A 25,287-nucleotide genomic window follows, 5' to 3' on the forward strand; every position below is an offset into this window, starting at 1 on the left:
CCGGAACGGAACCGACGGAACAGTGCATGAAAGACAGTGACAGCCTCAAGGACTACCGGCGCGTACGTCGGCTCGCGATCCGTTCGCTGTTTGAAATCATCGAGCAGTCCAGCGAAGGAACGGTGATCGTCGACAAAGAGGCCCGTATTGTCTGGATCAACGAGCGCTATGCCCGGCGCTTCGGCCTCGACGACGCCAGCCGTGCCGTCGGCCAGCCCTGCGAGAAAGTGATCCCCGGCAGCTTGCTGCGCCAAGTGGCGAGCAACGGCCAGCCCATCCTGCTGGACATGATGGACACCGCCAAAGACCCGCTGGTGGTCATGCGCTTGCCGATCCATGACGACCTTGGCGGTGTCATCGGCGCCATCGGTTTTGCCTTGTTCGACGAACTGCATGCCCTGTCGCCGTTGCTCAAACGCTACCTGAGCATGCAACAGGAACTGGCCTCGACCCGCTCGCTGCTGCGTGCCCGGCAGGCCAAATACAGTTTTGCGCATTTCATTGGTACGAGCGCGGCGAGCCTTGAAGTCAAACGTCGCGCCCGTCGCAGCGCCAGTACCGAATCGCCGGTCCTGCTGCTGGGCGAAACCGGTACCGGCAAGGAGCTGCTGGCCCATGCCATTCACAACACCTCGCCCCGGGCGCACAAGCCTTTCGTCAGCATCAACAGCGCGGCAATCCCGGAAACCCTGCTTGAAGCCGAGTTCTTCGGCACGGCGCCCGGTGCGTTTACCGGCGCTGATCGCCGAGGCCGACAGGGCAAACTGTACCTGGCCGAAGGCGGCACGCTATTTCTCGACGAAATTGGTGACATGCCCCTGCCCCTGCAAAGCAAGTTGCTGCGGGTGTTGCAGGAAAAAGAGTACGAGCCGGTCGGCTCCAACGAGATGATCAAAAGCGATATACGCCTGATCGCGGCCACGTCCACGGACCTTGAGGCGGCGATCAAACGCGGCGAATTCCGCGCCGATTTGTATTACCGCCTGAATGTCCTGCCGATCGAGGTGCCGCCTTTGCGCGAGCGTCTGGATGACCTGCCAGCCTTGAGTGAGGCCATTCTGGAAGAGCTGCGCAGCCAGCATGAACTGACCCCGGATGCCCTCGCGACCCTCGCCCGACACGCCTGGCCTGGCAACATCCGCGAATTGCGCAACGTACTTGAGCGCGCCGCGTTGCTCAGCGATGACCTGCATTTGAGTGCGCGTGACATGCACACCGCCATTGGCACGCTGATTCCCGCTGAAGCCCCTTCCTCGGCCGTGCAATCCGCCACCGAATCGACTGAGACCTACAGCAAGGCGCGAGAGCGCTTCGATCGAGAACTGATCCAGGCAAAACTGGCGCAATGTCGCGGCAACGTGGTGCTGGCGGCGCGTCAGTTGGGGCTGGGGAGGTCGACGCTGTACAAGAAGATGGCGGCGTTGGGGATCGCTGAGTCTCGTTAGAGAGACATTCTGTCTCATTTTTTAGACTTCCTATGAAAATCCTGTAGCAGTCCTGCTTGCCGCCGGCAGCGAAGGTGAGGACGCTACCGCCGGCAAGCCAGACCGCTACGAGGATGAAGCGCACAGTCTCAAAAACTGGACAAATTTCCAGAAAGCTTTGATTGGCTAACTTTAATTACCTGAAAATCAATTACTTAGCCAACTGGCATAAAACTGGCTATACCTCCTGTCAAGCGGCTCGACCGCGTTGATAACAAAAACAACAGGAGACACTCGATGAGTGTGATCATCGCCCTGGCAGCGCTCGCGCTGCTGATGCTGGCTGCTTACCGTGGTTACAGCGTTATTCTCTTCGCGCCTATCGCGGCCCTTGGCGCCGTGTTGCTGACCGATCCGTCCGCCGTGGCACCGGCCTTTACCGGCGTGTTCATGGACAAGATGGTTGGCTTCGTCAAACTCTATTTCCCGGTGTTCCTGCTGGGCGCCGTCTTCGGCAAATTGATCGAGCTATCAGGCTTTTCCCGCTCCATCGTGGCAGCCGCCATCAAGGTACTGGGCACCCGACAAGCCATGTTGGTGATCGTGCTGGTCTGCGCCCTGCTCACGTATGGCGGCGTGTCTCTATTCGTGGTGGTGTTCGCGGTCTATCCATTTGCCGCCGAAATGTTCCGCCAGAGCAATATCCCCAAACGGCTGATTCCGGCCACCATCGCCCTCGGTGCGTTTTCCTTCACCATGGACGCCCTGCCCGGCACGCCGCAGATCCAGAACATTATCCCCTCGACCTTTTTCAACACCACCGCCTGGGCCGCGCCGTGGCTAGGTTTGATTGGCACAGCGTTCGTGTTCTGCGTCGGGATGCTGTTTCTCCAGCGCCAGCGCAACAAGGCCCAGCGTGCGGGCGAGGGTTATGGCACCGACTTGCGCAACGAACCGGAAACCGCCGAAGACATCAAGCTGCCCAACCCATGGATCGCTCTCGCGCCGCTACTGTTGGTGGGTGTGATGAACCTGTTGTTCACCCAGTGGATTCCGCAGTGGTACGGCAAGACCCATTCGCTGGCGTTGCCTGGCATGGCGACACCGGTCACCACCGACATTTCCAAGATCACTGCCATCTGGGCCGTTGAAGCCGCGCTGCTGGTGGGGATCATCTTCGTGCTGGTGTTCGCCTTTGGTGTCGTGAAGTCGAAGCTGGCCGAAGGCAGCAAAGGCGCGGTCAGCGGTGCGCTGTTGGCCGCCATGAACACCGCATCGGAATATGGGTTCGGTGCAGTGATCGCTTCGTTGCCCGGCTTTCTGGTACTGGCGGACTGGCTCAAGTCCATCCCCAATCCGCTGGTCAACGAGGCGATTACCGTGACCCTGCTGGCCGGGATCACCGGTTCTGCCTCTGGCGGGATGAGCATCGCGCTGGCGGCGATGTCTGATAGCTTCATCTCCGCCGCCCACGCCGCGAATATCCCGCTGGACGTGCTGCATCGGGTCGCAGCCATGGCCAGCGGCGGCATGGACACCCTGCCCCACAACGGCGCGGTGATCACCCTGCTCGCGGTCACCGGCCTGACCCACCGTGAGGCCTATAAAGATATTTTCGGCATCACGATCATCAAGACCCTGGCGGTCTTCGTGGTGATCGCGACGTTCTATGCAACTGGCATCGTATGAGGAATCGAACATGAGTCTGCAAGGCAAAACCGCGCTGGTCACCGGCTCCACCAGTGGCATCGGCCTGGGCATCGCCCTGACGCTGGCCAAGGCCGGCGCCAATCTGGTGTTGAACGGCTTTGGCGATGCGTCGGCGGTGATCAAGGAAGTCGAGCAGTTCGGCGGCAAGGTCGGGCACCATCCGGCGGATGTCAGCGACGTCGCGCAGATCGCTGACATGATCGCTTACGCCGAACGGGAATTCGGCGGTGTGGACATTCTGGTGAACAACGCGGGCATTCAGCATGTGGACGCCGTGGAAGACTTCCCGGTGGAAAGCTGGGACAAGATCATTGCCATCAACCTGTCTTCAGTCTTCCACAGCACGCGCCTGTGCCTGCCAGGCATGCGCGCCAAAGGTTGGGGGCGGATCGTCAACATCGCCTCGGTTCACGGGCTGGTGGGCTCTACCGGGAAAGCCGCCTACGTGGCCGCCAAACACGGCGTGATCGGCCTGACCAAAGTCGTAGGGCTGGAAACGGCGACCAGTAACGTCACCTGTAACGCCATTTGCCCGGGTTGGGTGCTGACACCGCTGGTGCAGAAGCAGATTGACGACCGGGGCGCAGAAACCGGCGATCTGGAGCAGGCCAAGCATGATTTGCTGGCCGAGAAGCAGCCTTCGCTGGAGTTCGTCACGCCTTCGCAATTGGGTGAGCTGGCGTTGTTTCTGTGCAGCGAGGCGGGCGCGCAGGTGCGCGGTGCGGCGTGGAACATTGATGGCGGGTGGTTGGCGCGTTAAACAGGTCGGGCGCGATCCTGTGAAAGGTTCTATGTTGGCCGGGCAACCGCCTTCGCCACCCAATTGGCTCCCACAGTGATGCGTGTCGAACCACAGATTCATGCTCGAAACCAAACCTGTGGGAGCCGGCTTGCTGGCGAAAGCGTCGTTTCAGTCAACTGATACAGCCCAGACAAACAGCGTTCGCCAGCTAGCCGCCTCCCACAAAAGGTCCAGCGTACGCCAGCGTGGGTGGTCTGCTAAGCCTGCCCGCCCGGCTCATCCCGCTCATCCACCAGCCCCCAATCGTTCACACTCACCTGCGCAGCAGGCTGCGGTGCCGGGGGCGGTGTGGTGATGGCGGTCGCGCTATTTTCGTTGTGCAGTTTCAAACGCAGGCGCACGTTGTTCGCCGAATCAGCATTTTTTAGCGCCTCTTCCTCGCTGATCGCGCCTTCCACCACCAGGTCATACAGCGCGTTGTCGAACGTCTTCATCCCCAGGTTGGCGGATTTCTCCATGATGCCTTTAAGCTCGGTCAACTCATTACGGTGAATCAGGTCACGAATGGTCGGCGTGCCGAGCATCACTTCCACTGCGGCCCGGCGTTTGCCGTCTTTGGTCTTGACCAGCCGCTGCGAGACGAACGCCTTGAGGTTGTTGCCCAGGTCCTGCAACAGTTGCGGACGGCGCTCTTCCGGGAAGAAGTTGATGATGCGGTCCAGCGCCTGGTTGGCGTTGTTGGCGTGCAACGTCGAGATCGCCAGATGGCCGGTGTCGGCGAACGCCAACGCATGCTCCATGGTTTCCCGGTCGCGAATCTCGCCGATCAGGATGACGTCCGGTGCCTGGCGCAAGGTGTTTTTCAGCGCGGCATGGAAACTGCGGGTGTCGACCCCCACTTCGCGCTGGTTGATCAACGACTTCTTGTGCTTGTGGATAAACTCCACCGGATCTTCGATGGTGATGATGTGGCCACTGGCGTGGCGGTTGCGGTGATCGATCAAGGCGGCGAGCGATGTGGACTTGCCCGATCCGGTGGCGCCGACGAACAACACCAGCCCATGCTTTTCCATGACGACGTCGAGCAACACGTCAGGCAGGTGCAGGTCTTCGAATTTTGGAATGTCGAGTTTGATGTTGCGCGCGACGATGGACACCTCGTTGCGCTGTTTGAAAATGTTGATTCGGAATCGCCCCACACCCGACAGCGAGAACGCCAGGTTCATCTCCAGTTCACGCTCGAAGTCCTGACGCTGCTCGGCGTCCATGATGCCGTCGGCGATCAGTGCCACATCGCCGGGTTTGAAGGCTTCGGTGCCCAGCGGCTTGAGCACGCCGTTGAACTTGGCGCAAGGTGGCGCGCCGGTAGAGAGGTAAAGGTCCGATCCGTCCTGGGTGGCAAGCACCTTCAACAACGCCGGGAAATCCATAAGTCACACCGCACATAAAGGTTTGAAGAAGACTGCAGGTCGACATCAGATGCGACCATCGACCGGTACCAACGTTCGGTATAGGTTTACCTCATCGAGATGAAGGAAATTACCTGAAATTGCCCGACAAGGGCATAATGCGCGGCTTTTTTATCGAGGCGATTTCATCATGAAGGCTCAAGCCCGGCACATTCTGGTCAAAACCGCCGAAGAGGCTGAACAACTCAAGCAGCGCATCGCCAAAGGTGAGGCGTTCGACGTCCTGGCGAAGAAATACTCCACCTGCCCGTCCGGCAAGCGCGGCGGCGATCTAGGCGAAGTGCGTCCGGGTCAGATGGTGCCGGTGATCGACCAGATCATTTTCAAGAAGCCCCTGCGCACCGTGCACGGGCCGGTGAAGAGCAAGTTTGGTTACCACCTGGTGCAGGTGTTTTTTCGGGATTGAGACGCCAGAAGCGGCCGGGAGAGGGTTCACCCCGGCATCACACTGCGCGGAATCAACGCCCCAGGATGCTGAATCACCAGGCTCGCCAATGCGTGCCCTGCTTCAGCCGCTTCCTGCGGGCTTCCACCGCGCAGGCGGCGGGCCAGATAGGCCGCGCTGAACGAATCCCCTGCCGCCGTGGTGTCGATCACCTTGCTCACCGCCAGAGCAGGTATCTCATAGCGTTGCTCGCCTGCACGTACCAGACAGCTCTGCGCACCGCGCTTGATCACGACTTCACCCAGACGCGGATACGCCTCCATGATCTGCTCGCTGTCCGAATAGTCGAACAACGCCTGCTCGTCCTCCTCGGTCAACAGCGCCACGTCCACTTCATGCATGATCGCCCGGTACGCCTGTCGTGCCTGATCGACACTGCGCCACAGCCGTGGTCGATAGTTGTTGTCGAACACCACGCGGGCGCCGCGATCACGGGCGTCTCCCAATGCCGACAGCAAGCGCGCGCGGCCGACTTCACCCAGTACCGCCAAGGTGATGCCGCTGAAATACAACACATCGTATTCCGGCAACGCTGCCAGAACAGCATCGGCAGACGGCGCCGTGAAACACTCACGCACCGCCGCCTCGTTGCGCCAATACAGAAAACGCCGCTCGCCATTGGCGTCGGTCTGGATGCAATACAACCCCGGCAGACGACCCGGCAAACGCTGCACACGGCCCACGCCAATGCCCTCCTCGGCCCAGATCGCACACATCGCATCGCTGAAGCTGTCGTCGCCCAGCGCCGTGACGTAATCCACCTGCGCCGCCGAGCCCAGCAGACGCGAAAGGTAGACTGCGGTATTCAACGTGTCGCCACCGAAGCTTTGTTTCATCGTGCCGTTGGCGTGTTGTTGCAGCTCGATCATGCATTCGCCGATCAAGGCGACGCGCGGGTGGCTGTGGCTGATCAGTTCGCTCATTGCGGACCTCTTAGAAGCAGGTTTCGAAGGTTTCAATGACGCACAGGTCATCGCCCACCAAACAGCCTGTGCGCCATTTGTCGAAGGTCAGGCATGGGTGCGAAGTGCCAAAGGAAATGATGTCGCCCACCTTCAGTTCGCAACCCGGTGCGACGGTCATGAACGCGTGTTGGTCCATCACGGCGGTCACCTTGCAGGCGCTGACGTCGTCGCCCTGAGCAGGCGCTACACCCGCCTTGTAGCGCTTGATCGGATTGGGCATCCCAGCGTCGAAAGCCACGTCACGCTTGCCCAGCGCAATCACAGCAAAGCCCGGCTCCGGCATCGACTGCACGTGCGCCCAGACTTCGAGTGCCGGTTGCAGGCCTTCATTCAGGTCCTGACGACGGTCGAGTACGCAGCATTGCGCTGCTTTATAGATGCCATGGTCATGCACCACGTAGCTGCCAGGGCGCAGCACGGCGAGGAAGCGCTCACGGACTTGCTGCTTGTCGAACTCCTCGGCGATCAGATCGTACCAGGCCGAACCCGACGCGGTGACGATGGGACGCTCCGGGGCAAAGGCACCCTTGTCTTGCAGGGTCACGGCCAGACGTACCAGCGACGCGGCGAACGCCCTAATACCGGCGATCGCCTGGTCGCCATGAATCACGCCTTCATAGCCTTCGATTCCGGTCAGTTTCAACGCCGGTTGCGCGGCGATGGCGTCGGCCAGGGCCATGACTTCCTCTTCACTGCGGCACCCGCAACGGCCACCGACCACGCCATACTCGATCATCACATTGAGGTGCAGGCCCTTGGCGGCGAAGAACTCCCCCAAGGCGTTGACGTTGTCCGGGTGATCGACCATGCAGTGGAAATCGAAGGTGGTATCGGCGAGCATCTCGGCGATGATCGCCATGTTCGGCGCCCCCACGAGTTGGTTGGCCATCAGCACCCGGCGTACACCCGCCCTGTAAGCCGCACGGGTCTGGGTGGCGCTGGCCAGGGTCATGCCCCAGGCACCGTGCTCCAGTTGGCGGCGGAACAACGTCGGCACCATGCTGGTCTTGCCATGGGGTGCCAGTTCCGCGCCGCTGTCGTTGACGAACTTCTGCATCCAGCGCAGGTTGTGTTCCAGCGCTTTGTCGTGAATCACCAGCGCAGGCAGGCTGACGTCACGCACCAGGTGATCGCCCGGCTGGGCGGCGCCTTTCTCGATGGCGGCGATGTTCATGGGTGTTCTCCTGAATTCTTGTTCGTGTACGAATGACAAAACCGGTTAATCGTTGACCCGACGCGCGAGACCGTTCGCGCTGTCGATCAATACACGCCGATAGTGCTCGTAGTGGGTCTTGGCATCGGCCCGAGGCGCGACGATGCACAGGGTGGCAATGCAGATGCCCTGCTTGTCCCGCACGGGCGCGGCGAAACAGTGGGTGAAGGTGTCGGCAATGCTGTTGAAGGAAAAGAAGCCTTCCTCATGGGCCGTGCGGATTTCACTGAGGAAGGTGTCCAGTGGCAGCCGCTGGCCATCCGGGAGTATGAAGTCGTCGGGATCGATCAGGTCAGTGATCGCCTGATCGCTCAAGTGGCCCAGCAGCAGACGCCCTGACGCGGTCCATGGGATGGGTGCGTCTTCACCGATGTCCGAAGAAATCCGGAAATGCCGGGCGCCCTCTTTCATCAGCGCGACCGTGTATTTACGCCCGTTCAGTAGGCACATCTGCGCCGTTTCGCGGGTCTGCTCAACGATTTCGCCGAGGCTGACTTCCGCCTCACGGGTGAAGTCGAAATGGCGCAAATGCGCCTGACCCAGAAAGTACAACTGACGACCCAGATAAACGTGGCCGTCCTTGCCGACGTTTTCCAGAATGCGCCGTTCCAGCAGGGACGCGACCAACTCGTAGACCGTCGATTTCGGGCTGCCGATGCCACTGGCGATTTCATTCGGGCGCAACGGCGTGCCGGTTTCCTTGAGGAAGTCGAGGATATCGAACGCCCGATCCAGACCACGGGCTCGGCGTTTGATGGTGTCTTCGGTCATGGTCGTGCTTTCCATTGAGCGGCTTTTTTCGTGATAAGGGCTGCCAGTTTACCGAGGCCCGAGGGATAGACATACGCTTGTGGAAGCCGGCTCGCTGGCGAATGCGGTGTGTCAGTCGGCTCATGCGTTACCGACACTCTGCTTTCGCCAGCAAGCCGGCTCCCACAGGTATTGCACTCGCAGTCAAGCTTTCTTCTTGTAGGCGATGCAATCAATCTCGACCTTGCAGTCGACCATCATGTTCGCCTGTACACAGGCGCGGGCCGGGGCGTGTTCGGGTTTGAAGTATTCGCCGAACACCTTGTTGAAGCTCCAGAAGTCCCGCGGGTCTTCCAGCCACACGCCAACGCGCACCACGTCTTCCAGGGCATAACCGGCTTCATCAAGGATGGCGATCAGGTTCTGCATCGTCTTGTGGGTCTGCTCGACGATGCCGCCGACGATGATTTCGCCGTTCTCGGCAGGCACCTGGCCGGACACGTGCAGCCAGCCATCGGCCTCTACAGCGCGAGCGAACGGACGTGGCTGGCCGCCACCTGCGGTGCTACCGGCGCCGTAACGGGTAATGCTCATGAAATCTCTCCTTCGGTTGAGCGTTTAAAAACGAATGTTCTTGAGGAATTCTGCGAGACGCGCCGATTTCGGCTGCTCGAACAGGGTTTTCGGTGGGCCTTGCTCCTCGATGCGGCCCTGGTTCATGAAGACGATCTGGTCCGACACTTCGTAGGCGAAGCGCATTTCGTGGGTGACCAGCAACATGGTCATGCCCTCTTCGGCCAAGCCCTTGATCACGCTGAGCACTTCGCCGACCAGTTCCGGGTCCAGCGCCGAGGTCACTTCGTCGAACAGCATCAGGCTCGGGTTCATGGCAATGGCCCGGGCGATGGCCACACGTTGCTGCTGTCCACCAGAAAGCTGCCCCGGGTAGTGATTGCGACGTTCCAGCAAACCGACGCGCTCCAGCCACTTTTCGGCCAGCGCGATGGCCTGGTCCTTGGGCAGCTTCTTGACCTTGAGCAGGCCCAAGGTGACGTTCTGCAAGGCGGTCAGGTGCGGAAACAGGTTGAACTGCTGGAAGGCCATGCCGGTCATGGCGCGGTGTTGGGCAATGACCTTTTCGGGATGACGCACACGCTTGCCGTTGACGTCGCTGTAACCGATGTCCTGGCCTTCAAGGCGAATGTGCCCGCCCTGAAACTCTTCCAGCAGGTTGACGCAACGCAGCAGCGTGGTCTTGCCCGAGCCGCTGGAGCCGATCAGGGTCACCACGTTGCCCTTGTTCATTTTCAGGTCCACGCCTTTGAGCACTTCGACGGGGCCGTAGGATTTGTGCAGCCCTTCGATGCTCAACAGAGCCGGGGCGGTCGCGGTTTGAATCTGTGTCATGGCAAGGCCACCCGTTTTTCGATTTGCCGCCCGAGAAGCTCAATGGCGTAGTTGATGACGAAGAAAAGGAATCCGGCGAACAGGTAAAACTGCAAGGTCATGAAGTTGCGCGCGATCACCTGCTGAGTGCTGAGCAACAACTCGGCCACGCCGATCACCGAGAGCAGGGTCGAAGCCTTGACGATCTCGGTGGACGAGTTGACCCAGGTCGGCAGGATCTGGCGCAGCGCCTGGGGCAGCAGCACATAGCTCAGCGACTGGCTGAATGTCAGGCCGATGGCCTTGCCCGCTTCCAGTTGGCCACGGGGAATGGCTTGCAGCGCTCCCCTTACGATTTCCGCCACATGGGAGCCGCAAAACAGCGTCAGGCCCAACGCACCAGCATTGAACGCGGTGATCTGCCAGCCCAGCGCCGGGGCCATATAAAAACAGGCCAGCACCAGCACGAAGACCGGCGTGCCGCGAATCAAATCGACATAGGCGCGAAATGGCAGACGTGCCCACCATTTGCCGTAAGTCAGAATCAGACCGGCAAACACGCCGATCACGGTGCCACAAATGATCGCCAGCCCCGCGCACTGCACGCTGGTGAGAAAGCCGTTCCACAGCGCTTCGCGGGCGATCCACAATTCCTGTAACCAGGTCGGTTGTTCGTACATGTCCGGGGCCTCCTAGCGGCGAATCGCCAAGCGCTGTTCGAGGTAGCGCAACAGCATGGCGATGAGGTAACAGGCCGCGACATACAACGCCGTGGTCACCAGCCAGGTTTCGATCACCCGGTAGCTCTCGACGTTGATCTTGCGCGCGTAATAGGTCAGCTCCGGCACGGCAATGGCTGCCGCCAGTGAGGTGTCCTTGAACAGCGAAATGAAGTTGTTCGACAGCGCAGGCAAGACGTTGCGCAACATCACCGGCACGATGATGTAAGCGCGCACTTGCCACTCACCCAGACCGATCGCCAGCCCCGCTTCACGCTGGCCCTTGTGAATGCTGAGCAAGCCTGCACGAAACACTTCGGTCAGGTACGCCCCGGCGTACAGCGACAGGGTGACGATGAACGAAGGGATCTTGTCCAGCCGCACGCCCAGGGTCGGCAGCGCGAAGTAGATCAACAGGATCAGCACCAGAATCGGCGTGTTGCGGATCACCGTGACGTACACCGACGACACCACCCGCAACGCGCGGTATTTCGACAACATGGCAAACGCCGCCATCAAGCCGATGACGCAACCGATGGCGATCGAGATCAGGGCCAGTTCAAGCCCTAGACCCAGCCCCGCCAGCAGGCTGGGGAAATCCCGCCAGACCGCTGCAAAATTCAACTGATAATTCATGGTCAGGAGTACCTGGGACGCCGCAGGTCTGGCCCTTGGCGTCCCCCTCAGATCAGGCTGCGTTATTTGTATTCCATCGGGAAACCGATTTGCGGGGTAGGCAGCTCGACACCGAACCACTTCTTGAACGATTCCGCATAGGTCGGGAATTCCACACCGGTCATGGCTTCATGCAGCGCGGTGTTGACGAAGTTCAGCCAGTCCTGATCGCCACGTTTCACCGCGCACGCGTAGGTCTGCGGGCTCCAGGCAAAGGCTGGCGAGCGGTAGCGGCCCGGGTTCTGCACCATCAGGTATTTCACCGAGGACTGGTCGGTGGCCGCAGTGTCGGCGCGGCCGGAGTTGATGGCTTGGTACATCAGGTCAACGCTGTCGTATTGATCGACCTTGGCTTTAGGCAGCGCCTGATGCACCAGTTCTTCGGCGTAGACGTTTTGCAGCACCGCAACGGTAACGCCGTCACCTGCCGCCTTCAGGTCTTCGATTTCCTTGTATTTGCTGTTGGCCGGCAACAGCAGCGCCACGCCTTCGCGGTAGTACGGCAGGGTAAACGCCACTTGCTGCGCACGGCTGGCGGTGACGGTGATGAACTGACAGCTCATGTCCACTTTGTCGGTCAGCAGGTTCGGAATCCGGGCATCGGACGACTGCACCACGAATTCGACCTTGCTCGGGTCATTGAACAGGCCTTTGGCGACGATGCGCGCGATGTCGATATCGAAACCCTGCAACTTGCCGTCCGCGCCCTGGAAATGCCACGGAGCGTTGGTGCTGCCGGTGCCGACCACCAGATGACCGCGTTGCAGCACGCTGTCGAGCTTGCTATCTGCCGCCTGAGCGGTGGTCGCCAGCGTTGCCGTTGCTGCCAGTACGAATGCACAAGCTTTCAAGAAAGAAGGTCCGCGATGCATGGGATGAACTCCGCCGAGGTTGTGTGTATTCCGCTATAGCGGAACAAAGTATGTAACAACGGAATAGACAGCAGAAAGTGTGCCACAGAACCGCGAGAACACAACAGCGTTCGAAAAGCCCGAGAGATCAAGGGGCTAGCTGAGGGGATGATTTAGAAAAGAAGAACGAGGTCGGGTTTGCCCCGCTACCGTTCACCACAACCCCTGGGTACCGAGGCCCCAGGGTTGTGCGCGATGCGCCACAAGTGGGCGTATGGGCACGGAAGAGATAGCACCCGTCGACACCGCGCTGTGGGAGCCGACTCCCACAGGCCGAGTTTGCAAGCCGCACGGGAGACTGGCTCCACATCAGAAGGCCGCGGTCAAAAAACAGTAACCGTAATGCAGCTTGTGCAATCGAAGCGTCGGCTAAGCTGCGGATATTAAGGATAAAAAAATACCTGCCGATATCGGCAGGTAAAGGGAACATTGGCACCGTTAGTGCTTCGAAGCCTTATATGAAGCTTTTGTGACAGCTACGTGACCATCCGCACACTGTGCGCATCTCACGGGTTGTACGGTGGAGGGACTATCCAATGAAACAACGCGCCACAGTGATTTGCCGACGGGACAACCACATTTTGTATGTGCGCAAGCCCAAATCTCGCTGGACCCTGCCCGGCGGCAAGGTCGAGGCCCACGAATCCCCAGCCCAAGCCGCCGCACGCGAGTTGCGTGAAGAGACCGGGCTGATCCTCGAAGAACTGGATTTCGTGACCCGCTTTGAAGGCGGTGAAGTGTTGCATCACGTCTTTGAAGTCTCGGTCACGTTCATGGTGACCCCTACCCCCATGAACGAAATCGCCGACTGCAAATGGTTCACTGCCAAGGAATTGGGGGATTTGAAGGTCAACCCCGCCGCGAAGTCCATCGTCAAGGCGTTTCTGAGCGACAATGCCCGCTGATTGAACCGATCAGTCTTGCTGGTGCTACCCCAGTGGCATTCGGCGATGCCTGGCCCTCGTGAATGAAGAGCAGAAGCCAACGCCGTAGTGGATTGGGTTTCGCCACGCTATGGCGTTGATGACACTCGCTCCCAAATCCCTTTGATCAGCGTCTTCATCAACAACGACTCTTCCCAACGGTCCGTGATGTCGCGCCCGAACCGGTCAGTGATCGCGTAAGGCGGTGGCCCCAACTCGCAAGTAAACGACAAGCTGCCGTGCACGCGATCACGTCGCAGCCAGTCCTCGATCCCCAGTGTCCACCAGCGACTGAACAGCTCGACCCAGGGCCGATGCTGCTCGAAGCTGATCGGCACCTGCACCTGCTCGCAACTGGCCACCCGCCCATGAAAGCCCCAACTGTGGCGCAGTATGGTTTCGATCTGCTGCTGATCATCGGCACCCGGGACGGCCGGCATCTCGCGCCCGACCACGTAATGCGACAAGTCCGCCAGCAGTTTCATGTCCGGCACGGCCTTGAGCAGATCAAGGGTAAAATGCAGGTCGTTGGTGATGCGATAGCGGTGGGTTTCGATGAGCACCGGGAAGTCCACCTGCTCGGCCAGACGTTGCCAGCCTTCGATCAGGGTCACAGCCTCCTTCAACGTACGGGGTCGCACATCGGCCTGAATCGTCAGGTGGTGGCAGCCGTACTGACTGGCGATGTCCAGCGCCGGTTGCAGGTCATCGACGGTCTTGGGGAACAGTTGCCCCTCGATCTGCAAACCCAGCGCGCTGGCCAGGCGCCACAATTCCGGCGCTGCCACCGGCTCATAAAAATGATCGCTGACGCCATCGAAACGCGCTTCGGCGATCTTCGTCAACTGCGCCTCCAGCGGCGACGGCAAGGCCCCCTGCTCGTTCTGCATGGCCCACATCGACTGGAACACTACGAATTCACGATTGAAATCAGGCATGGGCACCTCGCAACAAGCCTTTCAACGACACGCTGGCATCGGCCAATTGCTCGACGGGCAGCGACACCTGACTTTCGATCAGGCGCTCGCACAGTTTGATGTCCTTGGCCACGCTGTTGCCGACGCCCCAACCGCTGGCGCCCACCAACTTCGAGTGCGCATCCATGTATAAAAGGAGGAAACCGTCTTCAGCGCCTTCCCGTTCGATGATTCGCGCATCCGCTGCGAGCACACCGACGGTCTGCAAGCCAAATTCATAATGGTCGGACCAGAAGCCCGGCACGCTGTTGAACGGCTCGGATTGACCGAGCATGTTCAACGCCGCCAGACGCCCCTGGGCTTCGGCGTTGCGCCAGGTTTCCTGACGATGAAGCTGACCGTCGCCTCGAGGAAATTCGCAGACATCCCCTGCCGCGTAGACATCGGGCGCGCTGGTGCGCAGGTACGCGTCGACCTTGATCCCGCTGCCGGTCGAAAGCCCCGCCTCACGGGCCAGTTCGACATTGGGCTGCATGCCGATGCCCACCAGCAGCACGTCGCACGGCACACACTCGCCGCTGGCCAACGCCACAGATTGCACTCGGTCTGTCCCGTTCAAACGGGCGATTTGCGCGCCCAGATGAATCGTCACGCCCTTGCGCCGATGCAGCGTCAACAGCGCCTCGGACAACCGCTCGGGCAGCGCTCGGGCGGCCAGTCGCGATCCGGCCTCCAGCACCGTCACTTCGCACCCCCGCTCCCGGGCGCTGGAGGCCACTTCCAACCCGATGAAACCGCCGCCGACGACGACCAGTCGAGTACCGGGGGTCAGCTTTTTTTCGAGCGTCACCGCGTCATCGGCGGTACGCAGGTAACGCACGTTGTTGAAGCCGCGGCCTTGCAGATCCAGTGTTCGCGATGCGCCGCCCATGGCCAGCAGCAATTTGCTGTAACCCAGTGATGAGCCATCGCTCAGCCTCAGCGTGTGGGCAGCGGGATCGATGGCGCTCACCCGCACACACTTGAAGTGCTCGATGCCGGAGGCGATGAAACTCGCTTCGCTGAACAGGCTGCACGCGGCCAGATCCGTCTCGCCCTTGAGCAGCGCCTTGGACAGCGGCGGCCGCTCGTAAGGCAAGTGCGCCTCATCGCCAATCAACACAATGCGGCCGGTGAAACCGGCTTCACACAAGGTCAGCGCCGCGCGACCCCCGGCCTGTCCGGCACCGACGATGACCAGAGTCTCAGGCTGGCTCATGCATCACCCTGCCCTAGCAAGTCCAGCAGCACTTTGCCGGACTCGACTTTCACCGGATAGGTTTTCAGATTGATGCAGGCCGGTGCGTTCAGCGCCTTGCCATTACGGTAATCGAAACGCCCGTTGTGCTTGGGGCATTCGATGACGAAGTCCATGACCAGCCCATCAGCCAGGTGAATCTTTTCGTGGGTGCACAAGCCGTCGGTGGCGAAGAACTCGCTGTTCTGCGAGCGATACACCGCGTAGGTTTTCTGCTGATGATCGAAGCGAATCACGTCCTCTTCATCAATATCGTCGACGTGGCAAACCTCTACCCATTGATTGCTCATGGCAGTGCTCTCTTGTTCTTGTAGATGGAGAAGATTCAGTTGAAGGCCGATTCCTGACGCTCAGGGGTTTCGGTAACGTCCGGGGCACGTTCGCGAATCGGGCGCTGCACGTAATACGTGGGGTCCTTGCGCTGTTTGAGCAGCGTCGGAATGATTTCCCGGTAGGCATCGAGAAGGCTGTTGTAGGGCGGTGGACAGTCGTCTTTTATTTCTTCATGAAGTTTGGCGAGTGCGTGGTAAGGCACCATCGGAAACATGTGGTGTTCCAGGTGGTAGTTCATGTCCGAATAAAAGAAACGGAAGACAGGATTCATGTAAATCGTGCGGCAGTTTTTGCGGTGGTCCAGTTCATCTTCGGCCAACCCCACATGCTGAGTCAGACCAAACACATAACTCAGCCAGCCACCGTACATCGTCGGCAACAGCACATACATCAGCGGCAGCCAGGAGTTGAAGTACAGCGCCGAGGCAATCACCAATCCGTGTAGTGCCAGCCAGATCCGCGCCGTGCGATAGACCTTGGAGAACTCGGTTGCAGGCACGAAGACTTTTTCTTCTTCGCTCATCTGCCCCGAGGCATGCAGAAACAAGGACTTGAACGCGTTGTAGACGTGAGGCAGCGAGAACACTTTGAGGAAGATCATGTTCAGGCGCGGCGGACGCGGTTCGACGATTTCTGGGTCACGACCGACGATGATGGTGTCGGTGTGATGGCGGGCATGGCTCCAGCGCCACACTTGCGGCTCGTACATCACCATGAAACAGGCGATCTGATAGACCACGTCATTCATCCAGCGGGTCTTGAACGCCGTGCCGTGACCGGCTTCATGCCAGCGCGAGTTAGCGGCGGTGCCATACAACAGGCCATAGACCAGAAAGAACGGCACGCAGGCCCAACCGCCCCAGAACAGGTAACCACCGATGCCGGTCACGACCATGGCGCCCAGCCAGATCGCCGTGTCACGCAAGGCGCGGCCATCGCTGCGTTGCATCAACTCTTTCATGCGTTTGCGCGGCACCGGGCATTGATACCAGGTGGCCGACACCAGACCGGCTTCTTCGGCACGGCGGGCTTGTTCGCCGGTCAGGCTGTAATCTTTTCCGCGTTCAGGATCAAACGGTATCTGGGACATTGTTATTGTTCTCCGGATGATAAAAGGCGCATCGGTGATTGATCGTGCTGACTCAAACTATAGGGATCGTCCGGGGCGCCACAAGCGCTTGAAAGTATTCTCTCTCAAGCTATCATCGGGCCTTGTTTGTGCTTGATAGTTTTCTATCAAGCGACACTTTTCCAAGTGCTACGCATAAACGAATGAATAATACAAAACGCCCCACCATTGCCACGGTTGCGCAGTACGCCAACCTGAGTGTCGCCACTGTCGATCGCGTGCTCAACGCCCGGGCGCCGGTCAATCCCGACACTGCCGAAAAGGTCCATGAAGCCGCCGAAGCCGTGGGTTATTTCGCTGCCCGCCTGATCTCGCAACGCATCAATGAAAAGAAACCCGCTTACCACTTCGGCATCCTGCTGCTGGGCACTTCGCAGACGTTTTACAAAACCCTGAGCGACGCTATTGTTGAGTCGGCTCGGGATGCGCGGGCGGCCAATATCGTCTGCCATGTCGAGTTGATTCACGATCGCTCGCCCCAGGCCATCGTCGGGCAGGTTCATCGTCTGGCTGAACGCTGCGATTGCCTTGCCTTGGTGAGTTTCGAGCACCCGTTGATCATCGAGGCCATCGAGCAGGTCCGTCAGCGCGGGGTGCACGTGGTGTCGCTGTTGACCGAGTTGCCGACCCTGTCGCCTAGCGCCTACGTCGGCACGGACAACCGTGAAGTGGGCCGTACGGCGGCCTGGCTGATCGCCCATGGCGCGCCCAAAGAGGGCGGCAGTGTGGCGGTGATGCTCGGCGGGCATCGTTTTCTAGGCCATGAGCAACGAGAAGCAGGCGTGCGCAGTTTTTTTGCCGAAAAAGCCCCGCACTTTCGTGTGTTGCCGCCGATTATCACGTTGGACAATGGAGCGATTACCGAAGAGGCCACGCTGGATCTGCTGGCCCGTCACCCCGACTTGCGCGGCATCTATGTGGCAGGCGGCGGTGTCGAAGGCATCATTAGTGCGTTGGCCTCCTCACCCCGGCGCGACGAGCTGTGCGTCATCCTGCAAGAGCCTACGGTGGAATCGCGCCAAGCCATGCGCAAGGGCCTGGTGACGCTGGTGATAGATTCGCAACCGCGCTTGATCGCCAAGGAACTGATTGACGTGATGGTGCAACTGCCGAAAGCCGAGGCCATCGACCCGCAACGCCACCGGGTGCTGGTGCCGTTGCAGATCGTGACGCCCGAGAATATCTGACCCACTTTGCGACACTCGATCACCGATCAAACAGGGGTGTGGTGCGTAACCTAGACCTGTGGGAGCCGGCTTGCTGGCGAAAGCGATCTGTCGGTCAACATTGATGCTGCTGACCCGACGCATTCGCCACCAAGGCGGCTCCCACACATGCGAACAACGTGACAACGGTGCACACCCTTCACGCCAACCGCTTGTAACGCATCTGCTCCACCGCCTCGCCAAATCGCGCCACGCCCCAGCGCTCGCGCAACGCCTGTTCCAACAACTGTTGCCCGGTCTGCGGCGCCATGCCGTGCAGCGGCGGATCGGTGTCCAGATTGGTCGGAAACGAATACCCCTCCGCGCTCATCGCGATCACCGAGTGCATGCCCTCCTCATCCAGCTCATCCTCCTGCACGCGCTTGAGCAGCGACGGGTACAGCGCCAGCACCATCTTTTCCCGGTTGACGGTTTCCATCGGTTTGCCGAATGCCGAGGAAATCTGCAACAGGTTGGCCATGCGGAACTGGTCTGCCGTGCGATTGGTACCTGCCGCGTGAAACAGCGCCGGATTGAAGAACAGCAAGTCGCCCTTGTTCAGCGGCAACTGCACGGCATGCCCGGCGAAGTAATCGATAAACGCCGGATCGCGCCACGCCAGATAGCCCAAGTCGTACTGCTGGGAAAACGGCAACAGCAAGGTCGGGCCGGTTTCCAGTGGCATGTCGGTGTGCGCCACGGCCCCTTGCAACGTCAGGTGCTGGGACAAACGGTGCATGGGCAACGGAAAACGCGCCACCACCTCATCGGTCTGAAACCCCAAGTGATAATCGCGATGGGGCTGCTGCGCCTGACCGCCCGGCGTCACCACGTTGACCTGCGCCGTGGCCTGAAAATGCGGCCCCAGCCAGGCCTCGGCGATCAACCCAATGAACGGGTTGGCGTAATACTCGATGAACGAATCCGGCGAATGTTCGACGGCCTTTTGCAACGAATTCCAGATCCGCTGGTTGGCCCCCGCCTTGGCGAAGTGATCCGCCCGCACCACACTGGCAGCCTCCTCTGCGATGATCTGGCGAAACACTTCGCTGTGGCGGTCGACCACGTCCGCATCGGGGTACGCATGACGCACCACCATGACGCCCGGACCATCGAGAAACAGGCCATGCAGCTCGCTCATCAGTGCCGTTCGGTTCTGCTGCGCGGCACGGCGCAACGCATCGGCCTGATAGATCACCACCCGGCTGACCACCTCCTGCGCCGTGGGGTAATCCCTCGCCTTCACCGACTGCTCGCACAGCGCAGCAAACGCCTCGACATCAATATCGGCACGGCTGGCAAACAGGCTCATGACGCAAGCCCGTCAAGCGTCAGCGGCGCATCAGGACGCGGTGCCGAGCCGTCGCCGCAACCGATGATGCCCTGCTCCATGTCGATGATCGCGCCCGTGGTCAGCCCGGACTGGTCGGACAACAGGTACGCCACGCTGTTGGCCACTTCTTCAGGCTTGAGCAACCGACCGAAAGGCGCTTCGGCTTCGGCCCGCTGCAGCCAGCCGTCCTGAGCGCCATGGTACTGGCGCTGGATCTGGTCTTCATGAGGCGTGTCCATCCAGCCGATGTTCAGGCCGTTGACCCGAATGCGGTTGCGCATGGCGCTGAATGCCACGTTCTTGGTCAGCACCGCGAGCGCCCCCTTGGAGGCGGCATAGGCCGAGAGAAACGACTGGCCGCCATGGCCGGTGACACTGAGGATGCTGACAATCGAGCCTTGAACATTGTTGGCGATCATCAGCTTGATGCTTTCTTGCATCAGAAAAAACGGCGCCTTGACGTTCACCGCAAAGAGGCGGTCGAACAGTTCCGGCGAGGTGTCGAGAATCGTGCCGCGATCGGACATCCCGGCGCAGTTGACCAAGCCGTGGACGGTGCCAAAGCGGGTCTTGGCTTCGGCGACGACCCGACGGCAGTCGTCGACGCTCTCCATGTCGGCTTCGACGAAATACGCCTGGCAGTCCAGCTCGGCCAGTTGCCGTGCCTGCTGCTCGCCCTTGTCGCGGCTGCGGCCACAGATGATCAAACCGGCGGCGCCGCGCAGCGCCAGGGTGCGCGCCACCGCAGCGCCGAGCCCCTGTGTGCTGCCCGTGACGATGAAATAACGACCGGTAAACGAAGTGCAAAGGTCTGGAACTGACATGCCTGTCTCCTGCTGTTGTTGTTTTTGGCTGCGGGTGATTCGTCGCCGCTTGGCTGATTGAAGCGGGGAATCCAGAATTCTTAATAGAATTTAAATTCCATCTGTACAACGAATAGAACTGAGACTAGCATTGCGCTCAGAGTTGTCAGACCCGAATCGACCTCAACAAGACCTCAAAAAAGGCTCAGGGGATTCCATGCTCGACCGCGCCAGACGTTTTTCCATCAAGCAGATCGCCGCTCAGGCAGGCGTCAGCAAAGCCACGGTCGACCGCGTCCTGCACGAACGCGGCAGCGTTCATTACCAGACCAACCGCCGCATCCAGCAGGCCCTCGCGGAGCTTGAAGCCCAGGAAAAATCCGGACCTGCGGTGGGCCGCACCATTCACATCGACATCATCCTGCACACCCCCAAGCGCTTCAGCGACGCGGTGCAGGAAGCCATTCACGCGCAACTGGGCAATCTGGCGCCGTTTCGCATCTTTCCACGCTTTCATCTGTATCAGGAAATCGACACCCAGCAGATGCACGACCTGATCCTGCGTTGCGTCAGCAAAGGCAGCCAGGGGCTGATCCTCAAGGCCGCCGACGAGCCGCAGATCAACGAGGCGGTGAATCAGGTCACCGCGGCGGGCATTCCGGTGGTGACGCTGGTCTCGGACCTGCCGCAAAGCGAGCGCATCGGTTACATCGGCATGGACAACCGCACCGCCGGGCAAACGGCGGCCTACCTGATGTCGCGCTGGCTGGACAATGCCGTGCAAGACGTCGCGGTGGTGATCAGCAGCGAGCTGTTTCGTGGAGAAGAGGAACGCGAGATGGGCTTTCGCACCTGGCTGCGCAGCCGTGCGCCGCATTTGCGGGTGGTCGATATCAGCGGCGGCTTTGGCGTGTACCAGCCCACGCTGGAGCGGGTCACTCAGGCCTTGAAGGACAACCCGTCGATCAAGGCCGTCTACAGCGTTGGTGGCGGCAACCGGGCGATCGTCGATGCCTTCGCGGCGCTGGAGCGCCCGCTGACCGTGTTCATCGGCCACGATCTGGATCAGGAAAATCGCCAATTGCTGGCCGAAGAAAAAATCACCGTGATCATCGATCACAACCTGCAAATGGACGCCCGGCATGCGTTCACCCAGATCCTGCAATTTCACCGTTTATGGAAGGCCGACCCGATCCCTGCATCCCCGGTGCAGATCGTCACGCCGTTCAACCTGGCTCACTGAGTTTCGCTGCACCGCGACCCTGATCATCCCAGACAACAACAATCCACGGAGATCCACCCATGCTACGCATCGCTGTCCTCGGCGCAGGCCGCATCGCCAACATCCACGCTGCCAACGTCGCGGCCAATCCCAACGTACAACTGTCGGTGATTGCCGACCCTTGGCGCGAAGGCGTCGACAAGCTGGCGGCAAAGCTGGGTTGCGCAGCGGCGTACGACTGCGCTGAAGCCATTGCCCGCGACGACGTTGACGCCATCGTCATCGGCACCCCGACCGATACCCACATCGACCTGATGCTGCGTGCGGTCAAACTGGGCAAGCCAGTGCTGTGCGAGAAGCCCATCGACCTGGACTTCGCCAAGGCGGCCAAGGCGGTCGAAGACATCGAGCGTCAGAACGGCAAAGTGATGCTCGGCTTCAACCGCCGCTTCGACCCCGACACCCTGCAGATGCGCAAGGCCATCGCCCAAGGTGACATCGGCGAAGTGCGTCAGGTGGTGATCACCAGTCGCGATCCGGGCCTGGCCCCCGTGGAATACCTCAAACATTCCGGCGGCATTTTCCGCGACATGACCATCCATGATTTCGACACCGCGCGCACCCTGCTGGGTGAGGAGCCGGTGGAAGTGATGGCCATCGCCAGCCGTCTGGTGGACCCGGCGTTGGCGCAGATCGACGACTATGACAGCGTGATGGTTCTGCTGCGCACCGCCTCTGGCAAACAGTGCCACATCAACTGCTGCCGCGAAGCGGTGTATGGCTACGATCAGCGTCTGGAGGTGTTCGGTTCCAAAGGCATGGTGCTCAACGACAACCACCGCCCGAGCACCGTGCGCACCTACAGCGCGACTCAGACCGAAGTGCGCGAGCCGCTGGAGAACTTCTTCCTGGAGCGTTACGCCGACTCCTATCGCAATGAACTGAACCAGTTCATCGATGCGGTGCGCGCCAACGAGCCGCTGCCGACCAACGCCCGCGATGGGTTGAAGGCGCTGCATCTGGCCAACTGCGCGCTGGAATCGATCAAGACCGGGCGTGCGGTGAAAGTCGAAATCTGATCAACGATCAACGCAGCCCCCAGTGATCGTTCCCACGCTCCGCGTGGGAACGATCATCAACGCAGCCCCGCTGTGGGATCGCGTTAATGGCCTGACGCTTCAAAACAGTGCAATTGCGCGTTCAGACCCTTCCAGCAAAACACGCCATCCCCGCCCGCTTTCTGTCCTTTTTTAACCGTTCATACCTTTCGCGCCACAGAACCTGACCAATCGTGACAACAGCCTGTCCACCCCGGACAGGCGCCGCAAAGCGGACTGAAAATCGCACTTCCTGCCGTGAAAGCTGCTCGATCCGGCAGCGCCCCCCCAACAGCGACAGGGTGCGAACTCATGGCAAACGGCAAAATTCCAGTCACGGTCATTTCCGGGTTTCTCGGCGCAGGCAAGACCACGCTGGTTAATCAACTGCTCACGCACAACGCAACCGAGCGCATCGGCGTGGTGGTCAACGAATTCGGCGAGGTGGGCATCGACGGCCAGTTGATCGTCGCCGAACAGGAAGCACTGATCGAGATCAACAATGGCTGCGTCTGCTGCACCGTCCGCGCCGATCTGGTGGCCAGCGTCAAACAGATGCTCGACCTGGCCGGCCACCGTCTGGACCGCCTGATCGTCGAGACCTCGGGGCTGGCCGACCCGGCGCCGGTGCTGCAGACCTTTCTCGCCGACCCGGACCTGCGCACGCGGGTCGAGCTGGAGTCGGTGGTCACTGTGCTGGATGCGGTGCATGTCGGCGATCAGTTGAGCGATGAAATCGTCCGCGAACAAATCGCGTTCGCCGACACGTTGATTCTCAACAAAACCGCGCTGGTCAATCCCCAGACGCTGGCAGAGGTCAGCCGTCAGGTGCGCCAGCTCAACCAGACCGCGCAGATCATTGCGACCAACCACTCCCATGTCGCTGTGGATGCCTTGCTGGGCACCAAACGCTTCTCCTTGCCCAACCTGCTGATGATCGAGCCGGACATCCTTGACGACGAAGGCCATGACCACGAACACGACACCTCGATTTCGTCCTGCTCGGTGGTCACTTCTGGCGCCCTCGACCCGGATCGCTTCAACCGCTGGATCAACCAGTTGGTCAACGATCAGGGCCAGCGCCTGATGCGCATGAAGGGCCTGCTGAATTTCACCAGCGAGGCCCGGCGCTTCCACTTCCACAGCGTGCACATGCTGTTGGAGGCCATGCCCGGCCGCCGCTGGGAGGATCACGAAGCCCGTGACAACCGCTTCGTGTTCATCGGTCGCGATCTGGACAGCGAACAACTGCGCCAGGGCTTTCTCGACTGCCTGCACGCGGCTTGAACCATTGTTCTGCCTTACCTCCGCTCTTCATCCACAACAGGAAATGACCTCATGAAAAAGCAAGAAGCCTACACCGTCAGCATCGGCTTGCTCGCCGTGCTGGACACCTACCTGACCGCCACCGTGTGGCCAGTTCCGGTCTGGGTCACGTTCATCGCCTGGGCCTCGTTCTTCATCGTCGGCGGCGGCAGCGCCGGGTTCGTGCGCAGCGTGGCGTCGAACCTCACAGGGCTGGTGATCAGCTCACTGGTGTTGCTGGGCATCGCCACAGTCAGTGAGGCGCCGTTCTTCATTGCCCTGCTGGTTGGCGCAGGCAGTGCGCTGATGGTGCAGGCCTCGAAAGTGCCGCTGCTGAGCATTCTGCCCGCCATCGTCTGGGGCTTTGCCTCCACTGTTGGCACCACCGCAGTGGGCGGGAAACCGATGACTACACCTGGTCTGGAAAACCCGGCGCTGATCGCAGCGGCTGCGCTGATCACCGGGGCAGTGTTCGGTTATGTCTCCGAACGCCTGGGTGACGCGTTGACCCGCAAACCGCGCACACAACTGGCCTGACTCACCTCTTCAAACTGGAGCGCTTGATGAAACTACAACACTACCTTGGTGGCCTCGAAAACCTGGGGCCTGTGGACTTCGAGAAACAAGTGTTCGTGCAGCCATGGGAAAAGCGCATTTTCGGCATTCACACCACGATGATGGCCGAAAGCGCACACCTGGCCGACGCGCTGCCCAAGTACCCCATGGACAGCCTGCCGACCGCATTCAAGAGCGACTGGACCTGGGCGTCGCTGCGTACCGGTGCCGAGGGCATGCAGCCGTTCGAATACTTCAAGTTCCGCTACTACGAGAAATGGCTGGGTGGCATCTCGGCGTTTTTCATCAATGAGGGCTACATCAGTGGCGACGAACTCAAGGCGCGCGCCGAGCACTACCGCAAACGGCCTGACGCCCCCCTGCCGGACAAACCCAGCGCCCCGATTCGCGAGCAGATCGTGCGTTACCTGGAGCAAGGCGACTCGGGCCTTCGCCCCTATGACGCCGCGCCGCTGTTCACCGAAGGCGATTCGGTGATCGTCGCCGACCCCGTGGCCGTGGACCACACGCGCCTGCCGGGCTACCTGCGCAACAAGCCGGGGAACATCGTCGAGGTCTATCCGGGTGCGTTCGCCTACTTCGTCAACACCGGGCTGGACGGGATCGGTGAGCCGATGCCGGTGTACCGCGTGGCCTTCGACGCCGCCGACATCTGGGGCGCGGAAAAAAGCGAACCCAACACCACGATCTACGCCGACCTGTTCGAAGCCTATGTGCAGCCACTGCGCTGAACCCTTT

Annotated in this window: 26 protein-coding genes; 11 read left to right on the forward strand and 15 right to left on the reverse strand. The window is 60.4% G+C overall.

Annotation, left to right across the window (positions count from 1 at the left end; genetic code table 11):
• The first annotated feature begins 26 nt into the window (after positions 1-26).
• The 3 genes from ACI5GA_RS02400 to ACI5GA_RS02410 all read left to right on the forward strand — a co-directional run bounded on the left by ACI5GA_RS02400 (position 27) and on the right by ACI5GA_RS02410 (position 3,894).
• The gene (locus ACI5GA_RS02400) at positions 27-1,445 is read left to right on the forward strand and encodes a sigma-54 interaction domain-containing protein (protein WP_404632188.1); all 1,419 of its coding nucleotides are present in this window, start codon (positions 27-29) and stop codon (positions 1,443-1,445) included.
• A 276-nt stretch (positions 1,446-1,721) separates the two neighbouring features.
• The gene (locus ACI5GA_RS02405; protein WP_404632190.1) at positions 1,722-3,113 is read left to right on the forward strand and encodes a GntP family permease; all 1,392 of its coding nucleotides are present in this window, start codon (positions 1,722-1,724) and stop codon (positions 3,111-3,113) included.
• A gap of 10 nt (positions 3,114-3,123) precedes the next feature.
• Positions 3,124-3,894 carry a 3-hydroxybutyrate dehydrogenase gene (locus ACI5GA_RS02410; RefSeq protein WP_404632192.1) on the forward strand — a complete coding sequence of 257 codons (771 nt, stop codon included), beginning with the start codon at positions 3,124-3,126 and terminating at the stop codon, positions 3,892-3,894.
• A gap of 239 nt (positions 3,895-4,133) precedes the next feature.
• Here ACI5GA_RS02410 and ACI5GA_RS02415 read toward each other — a convergent pair whose 3' ends face one another.
• Positions 4,134-5,306: a PilT/PilU family type 4a pilus ATPase gene (locus tag ACI5GA_RS02415; RefSeq protein WP_421421505.1), complete on the reverse strand. Its 1,173-nt coding sequence runs from the start codon at positions 5,304-5,306 to the stop codon at positions 4,134-4,136.
• Positions 5,307-5,475: 169 nt separating this feature from the next.
• On the opposite strand from ACI5GA_RS02415, the gene ACI5GA_RS02420 reads away from it, so the two are divergent.
• Positions 5,476-5,751 carry a peptidylprolyl isomerase gene (locus tag ACI5GA_RS02420; RefSeq protein ID WP_404632196.1) on the forward strand — a complete coding sequence of 92 codons (276 nt, stop codon included), beginning with the start codon at positions 5,476-5,478 and terminating at the stop codon, positions 5,749-5,751.
• Positions 5,752-5,777: 26 nt separating this feature from the next.
• On the opposite strand, the gene ACI5GA_RS02425 is transcribed toward ACI5GA_RS02420, so the two are convergent.
• The 8 genes from ACI5GA_RS02425 to ACI5GA_RS02460 all read right to left on the reverse strand — a co-directional run bounded on the left by ACI5GA_RS02425 (position 5,778) and on the right by ACI5GA_RS02460 (position 12,370).
• Positions 5,778-6,713: a sugar kinase gene (locus ACI5GA_RS02425; RefSeq protein ID WP_421421507.1), complete on the reverse strand. Its 936-nt coding sequence runs from the start codon at positions 6,711-6,713 to the stop codon at positions 5,778-5,780.
• A 10-nt stretch (positions 6,714-6,723) separates the two neighbouring features.
• The gene (locus ACI5GA_RS02430) at positions 6,724-7,929 is read right to left on the reverse strand and encodes an amino acid deaminase (RefSeq protein WP_404632200.1); all 1,206 of its coding nucleotides are present in this window, start codon (positions 7,927-7,929) and stop codon (positions 6,724-6,726) included.
• A 45-nt stretch (positions 7,930-7,974) separates the two neighbouring features.
• Positions 7,975-8,739, reverse strand: coding sequence for an IclR family transcriptional regulator (locus ACI5GA_RS02435; protein WP_404632202.1), 765 nt, complete (start codon positions 8,737-8,739; stop codon positions 7,975-7,977).
• 183 nt (positions 8,740-8,922) lie between these two features.
• Positions 8,923-9,312: a RidA family protein gene (locus tag ACI5GA_RS02440; protein ID WP_404632204.1), complete on the reverse strand. Its 390-nt coding sequence runs from the start codon at positions 9,310-9,312 to the stop codon at positions 8,923-8,925.
• Between the two features lie 24 nt (positions 9,313-9,336).
• Positions 9,337-10,125, reverse strand: a complete 789-nt coding sequence (locus tag ACI5GA_RS02445) for an amino acid ABC transporter ATP-binding protein (RefSeq protein ID WP_404632206.1) — start codon at positions 10,123-10,125, stop codon at positions 9,337-9,339.
• Positions 10,122-10,784 (reverse strand): amino acid ABC transporter permease, encoded by a 663-nt coding sequence (locus ACI5GA_RS02450; protein ID WP_421421510.1) that lies wholly within the window; start codon positions 10,782-10,784, stop codon positions 10,122-10,124. Before ACI5GA_RS02450 ends, ACI5GA_RS02445 begins: the two co-directional genes overlap by 4 nt.
• A 12-nt stretch (positions 10,785-10,796) precedes the next feature.
• The gene (locus tag ACI5GA_RS02455) at positions 10,797-11,459 is read right to left on the reverse strand and encodes an amino acid ABC transporter permease (protein WP_404632210.1); all 663 of its coding nucleotides are present in this window, start codon (positions 11,457-11,459) and stop codon (positions 10,797-10,799) included.
• A gap of 62 nt (positions 11,460-11,521) precedes the next feature.
• On the reverse strand, positions 11,522-12,370 hold the full coding sequence (locus tag ACI5GA_RS02460) for a transporter substrate-binding domain-containing protein (protein WP_404632212.1): 849 nt from the start codon (positions 12,368-12,370) through the stop codon (positions 11,522-11,524).
• 575 nt (positions 12,371-12,945) lie between these two features.
• Here ACI5GA_RS02460 and ACI5GA_RS02465 point away from each other — a divergent pair.
• Positions 12,946-13,314, forward strand: a complete 369-nt coding sequence (locus tag ACI5GA_RS02465) for an NUDIX hydrolase (RefSeq protein WP_404632214.1) — start codon at positions 12,946-12,948, stop codon at positions 13,312-13,314.
• A gap of 107 nt (positions 13,315-13,421) precedes the next feature.
• Here ACI5GA_RS02465 and ACI5GA_RS02470 read toward each other — a convergent pair whose 3' ends face one another.
• Genes ACI5GA_RS02470 through ACI5GA_RS02485 form a run of 4 tightly spaced genes read right to left on the reverse strand, consistent with a single transcriptional unit; the run spans position 13,422 to position 16,969 of the window.
• Positions 13,422-14,270, reverse strand: a complete 849-nt coding sequence (locus tag ACI5GA_RS02470; protein ID WP_421421513.1) for a sugar phosphate isomerase/epimerase family protein — start codon at positions 14,268-14,270, stop codon at positions 13,422-13,424.
• Positions 14,263-15,507: an NAD(P)/FAD-dependent oxidoreductase gene (locus ACI5GA_RS02475; RefSeq protein WP_421421515.1), complete on the reverse strand. Its 1,245-nt coding sequence runs from the start codon at positions 15,505-15,507 to the stop codon at positions 14,263-14,265. Before ACI5GA_RS02475 ends, ACI5GA_RS02470 begins: the two co-directional genes overlap by 8 nt.
• Entirely contained in the window at positions 15,504-15,836 is a 333-nt protein-coding gene (locus ACI5GA_RS02480; RefSeq protein WP_404632220.1) for a MocE family 2Fe-2S type ferredoxin, read from the reverse strand. The genes ACI5GA_RS02475 and ACI5GA_RS02480 overlap by 4 nt, the downstream gene beginning before the upstream one ends.
• Positions 15,837-15,871: 35 nt before the next feature.
• Positions 15,872-16,969, reverse strand: coding sequence for a fatty acid desaturase family protein (locus ACI5GA_RS02485; RefSeq protein ID WP_421421517.1), 1,098 nt, complete (start codon positions 16,967-16,969; stop codon positions 15,872-15,874).
• 182 nt (positions 16,970-17,151) lie between these two features.
• Here ACI5GA_RS02485 and ACI5GA_RS02490 point away from each other — a divergent pair, with 182 nt between their 5' ends.
• The gene (locus tag ACI5GA_RS02490; RefSeq protein WP_421421519.1) at positions 17,152-18,195 is read left to right on the forward strand and encodes a LacI family DNA-binding transcriptional regulator; all 1,044 of its coding nucleotides are present in this window, start codon (positions 17,152-17,154) and stop codon (positions 18,193-18,195) included.
• A 178-nt stretch (positions 18,196-18,373) separates the two neighbouring features.
• Here the strand turns inward: ACI5GA_RS02490 and ACI5GA_RS02495 are convergent, their stop codons facing one another.
• A complete protein-coding gene (locus tag ACI5GA_RS02495; RefSeq protein ID WP_421421521.1) occupies positions 18,374-19,525 on the reverse strand; it encodes a phytanoyl-CoA dioxygenase family protein in 1,152 nt (383 codons plus the stop codon).
• A complete protein-coding gene (locus ACI5GA_RS02500; protein ID WP_404632228.1) occupies positions 19,522-20,370 on the reverse strand; it encodes an SDR family oxidoreductase in 849 nt (282 codons plus the stop codon). The genes ACI5GA_RS02495 and ACI5GA_RS02500 overlap by 4 nt, the downstream gene beginning before the upstream one ends.
• Before the next feature lie 196 nt (positions 20,371-20,566).
• Here ACI5GA_RS02500 and ACI5GA_RS02505 point away from each other — a divergent pair, with 196 nt between their 5' ends.
• The 5 genes from ACI5GA_RS02505 (at position 20,567) to nthB (ending at position 25,280) form a co-directional block, all read left to right on the forward strand.
• Positions 20,567-21,592, forward strand: coding sequence for a LacI family DNA-binding transcriptional regulator (locus ACI5GA_RS02505; protein WP_421421523.1), 1,026 nt, complete (start codon positions 20,567-20,569; stop codon positions 21,590-21,592).
• A gap of 59 nt (positions 21,593-21,651) precedes the next feature.
• Positions 21,652-22,650: an inositol 2-dehydrogenase gene (iolG, locus tag ACI5GA_RS02510; protein WP_404632232.1), complete on the forward strand. Its 999-nt coding sequence runs from the start codon at positions 21,652-21,654 to the stop codon at positions 22,648-22,650.
• Between the two features lie 330 nt (positions 22,651-22,980).
• A complete protein-coding gene (locus tag ACI5GA_RS02515; RefSeq protein WP_421421525.1) occupies positions 22,981-23,955 on the forward strand; it encodes a CobW family GTP-binding protein in 975 nt (324 codons plus the stop codon).
• Positions 23,956-24,006: 51 nt separating this feature from the next.
• Positions 24,007-24,510, forward strand: coding sequence for a DUF1097 domain-containing protein (locus ACI5GA_RS02520; RefSeq protein ID WP_404632236.1), 504 nt, complete (start codon positions 24,007-24,009; stop codon positions 24,508-24,510).
• Positions 24,511-24,536: 26 nt separating this feature from the next.
• Positions 24,537-25,280 carry a nitrile hydratase subunit beta gene (gene nthB / locus ACI5GA_RS02525; protein WP_404632238.1) on the forward strand — a complete coding sequence of 248 codons (744 nt, stop codon included), beginning with the start codon at positions 24,537-24,539 and terminating at the stop codon, positions 25,278-25,280.
• The last annotated feature ends 7 nt before the right edge of the window (positions 25,281-25,287 follow it).

Source organism: Pseudomonas sp. Pseu.R1 (assembly GCF_045764065.1).
In the GTDB taxonomy this organism is placed as follows: domain Bacteria; phylum Pseudomonadota; class Gammaproteobacteria; order Pseudomonadales; family Pseudomonadaceae; genus Aquipseudomonas.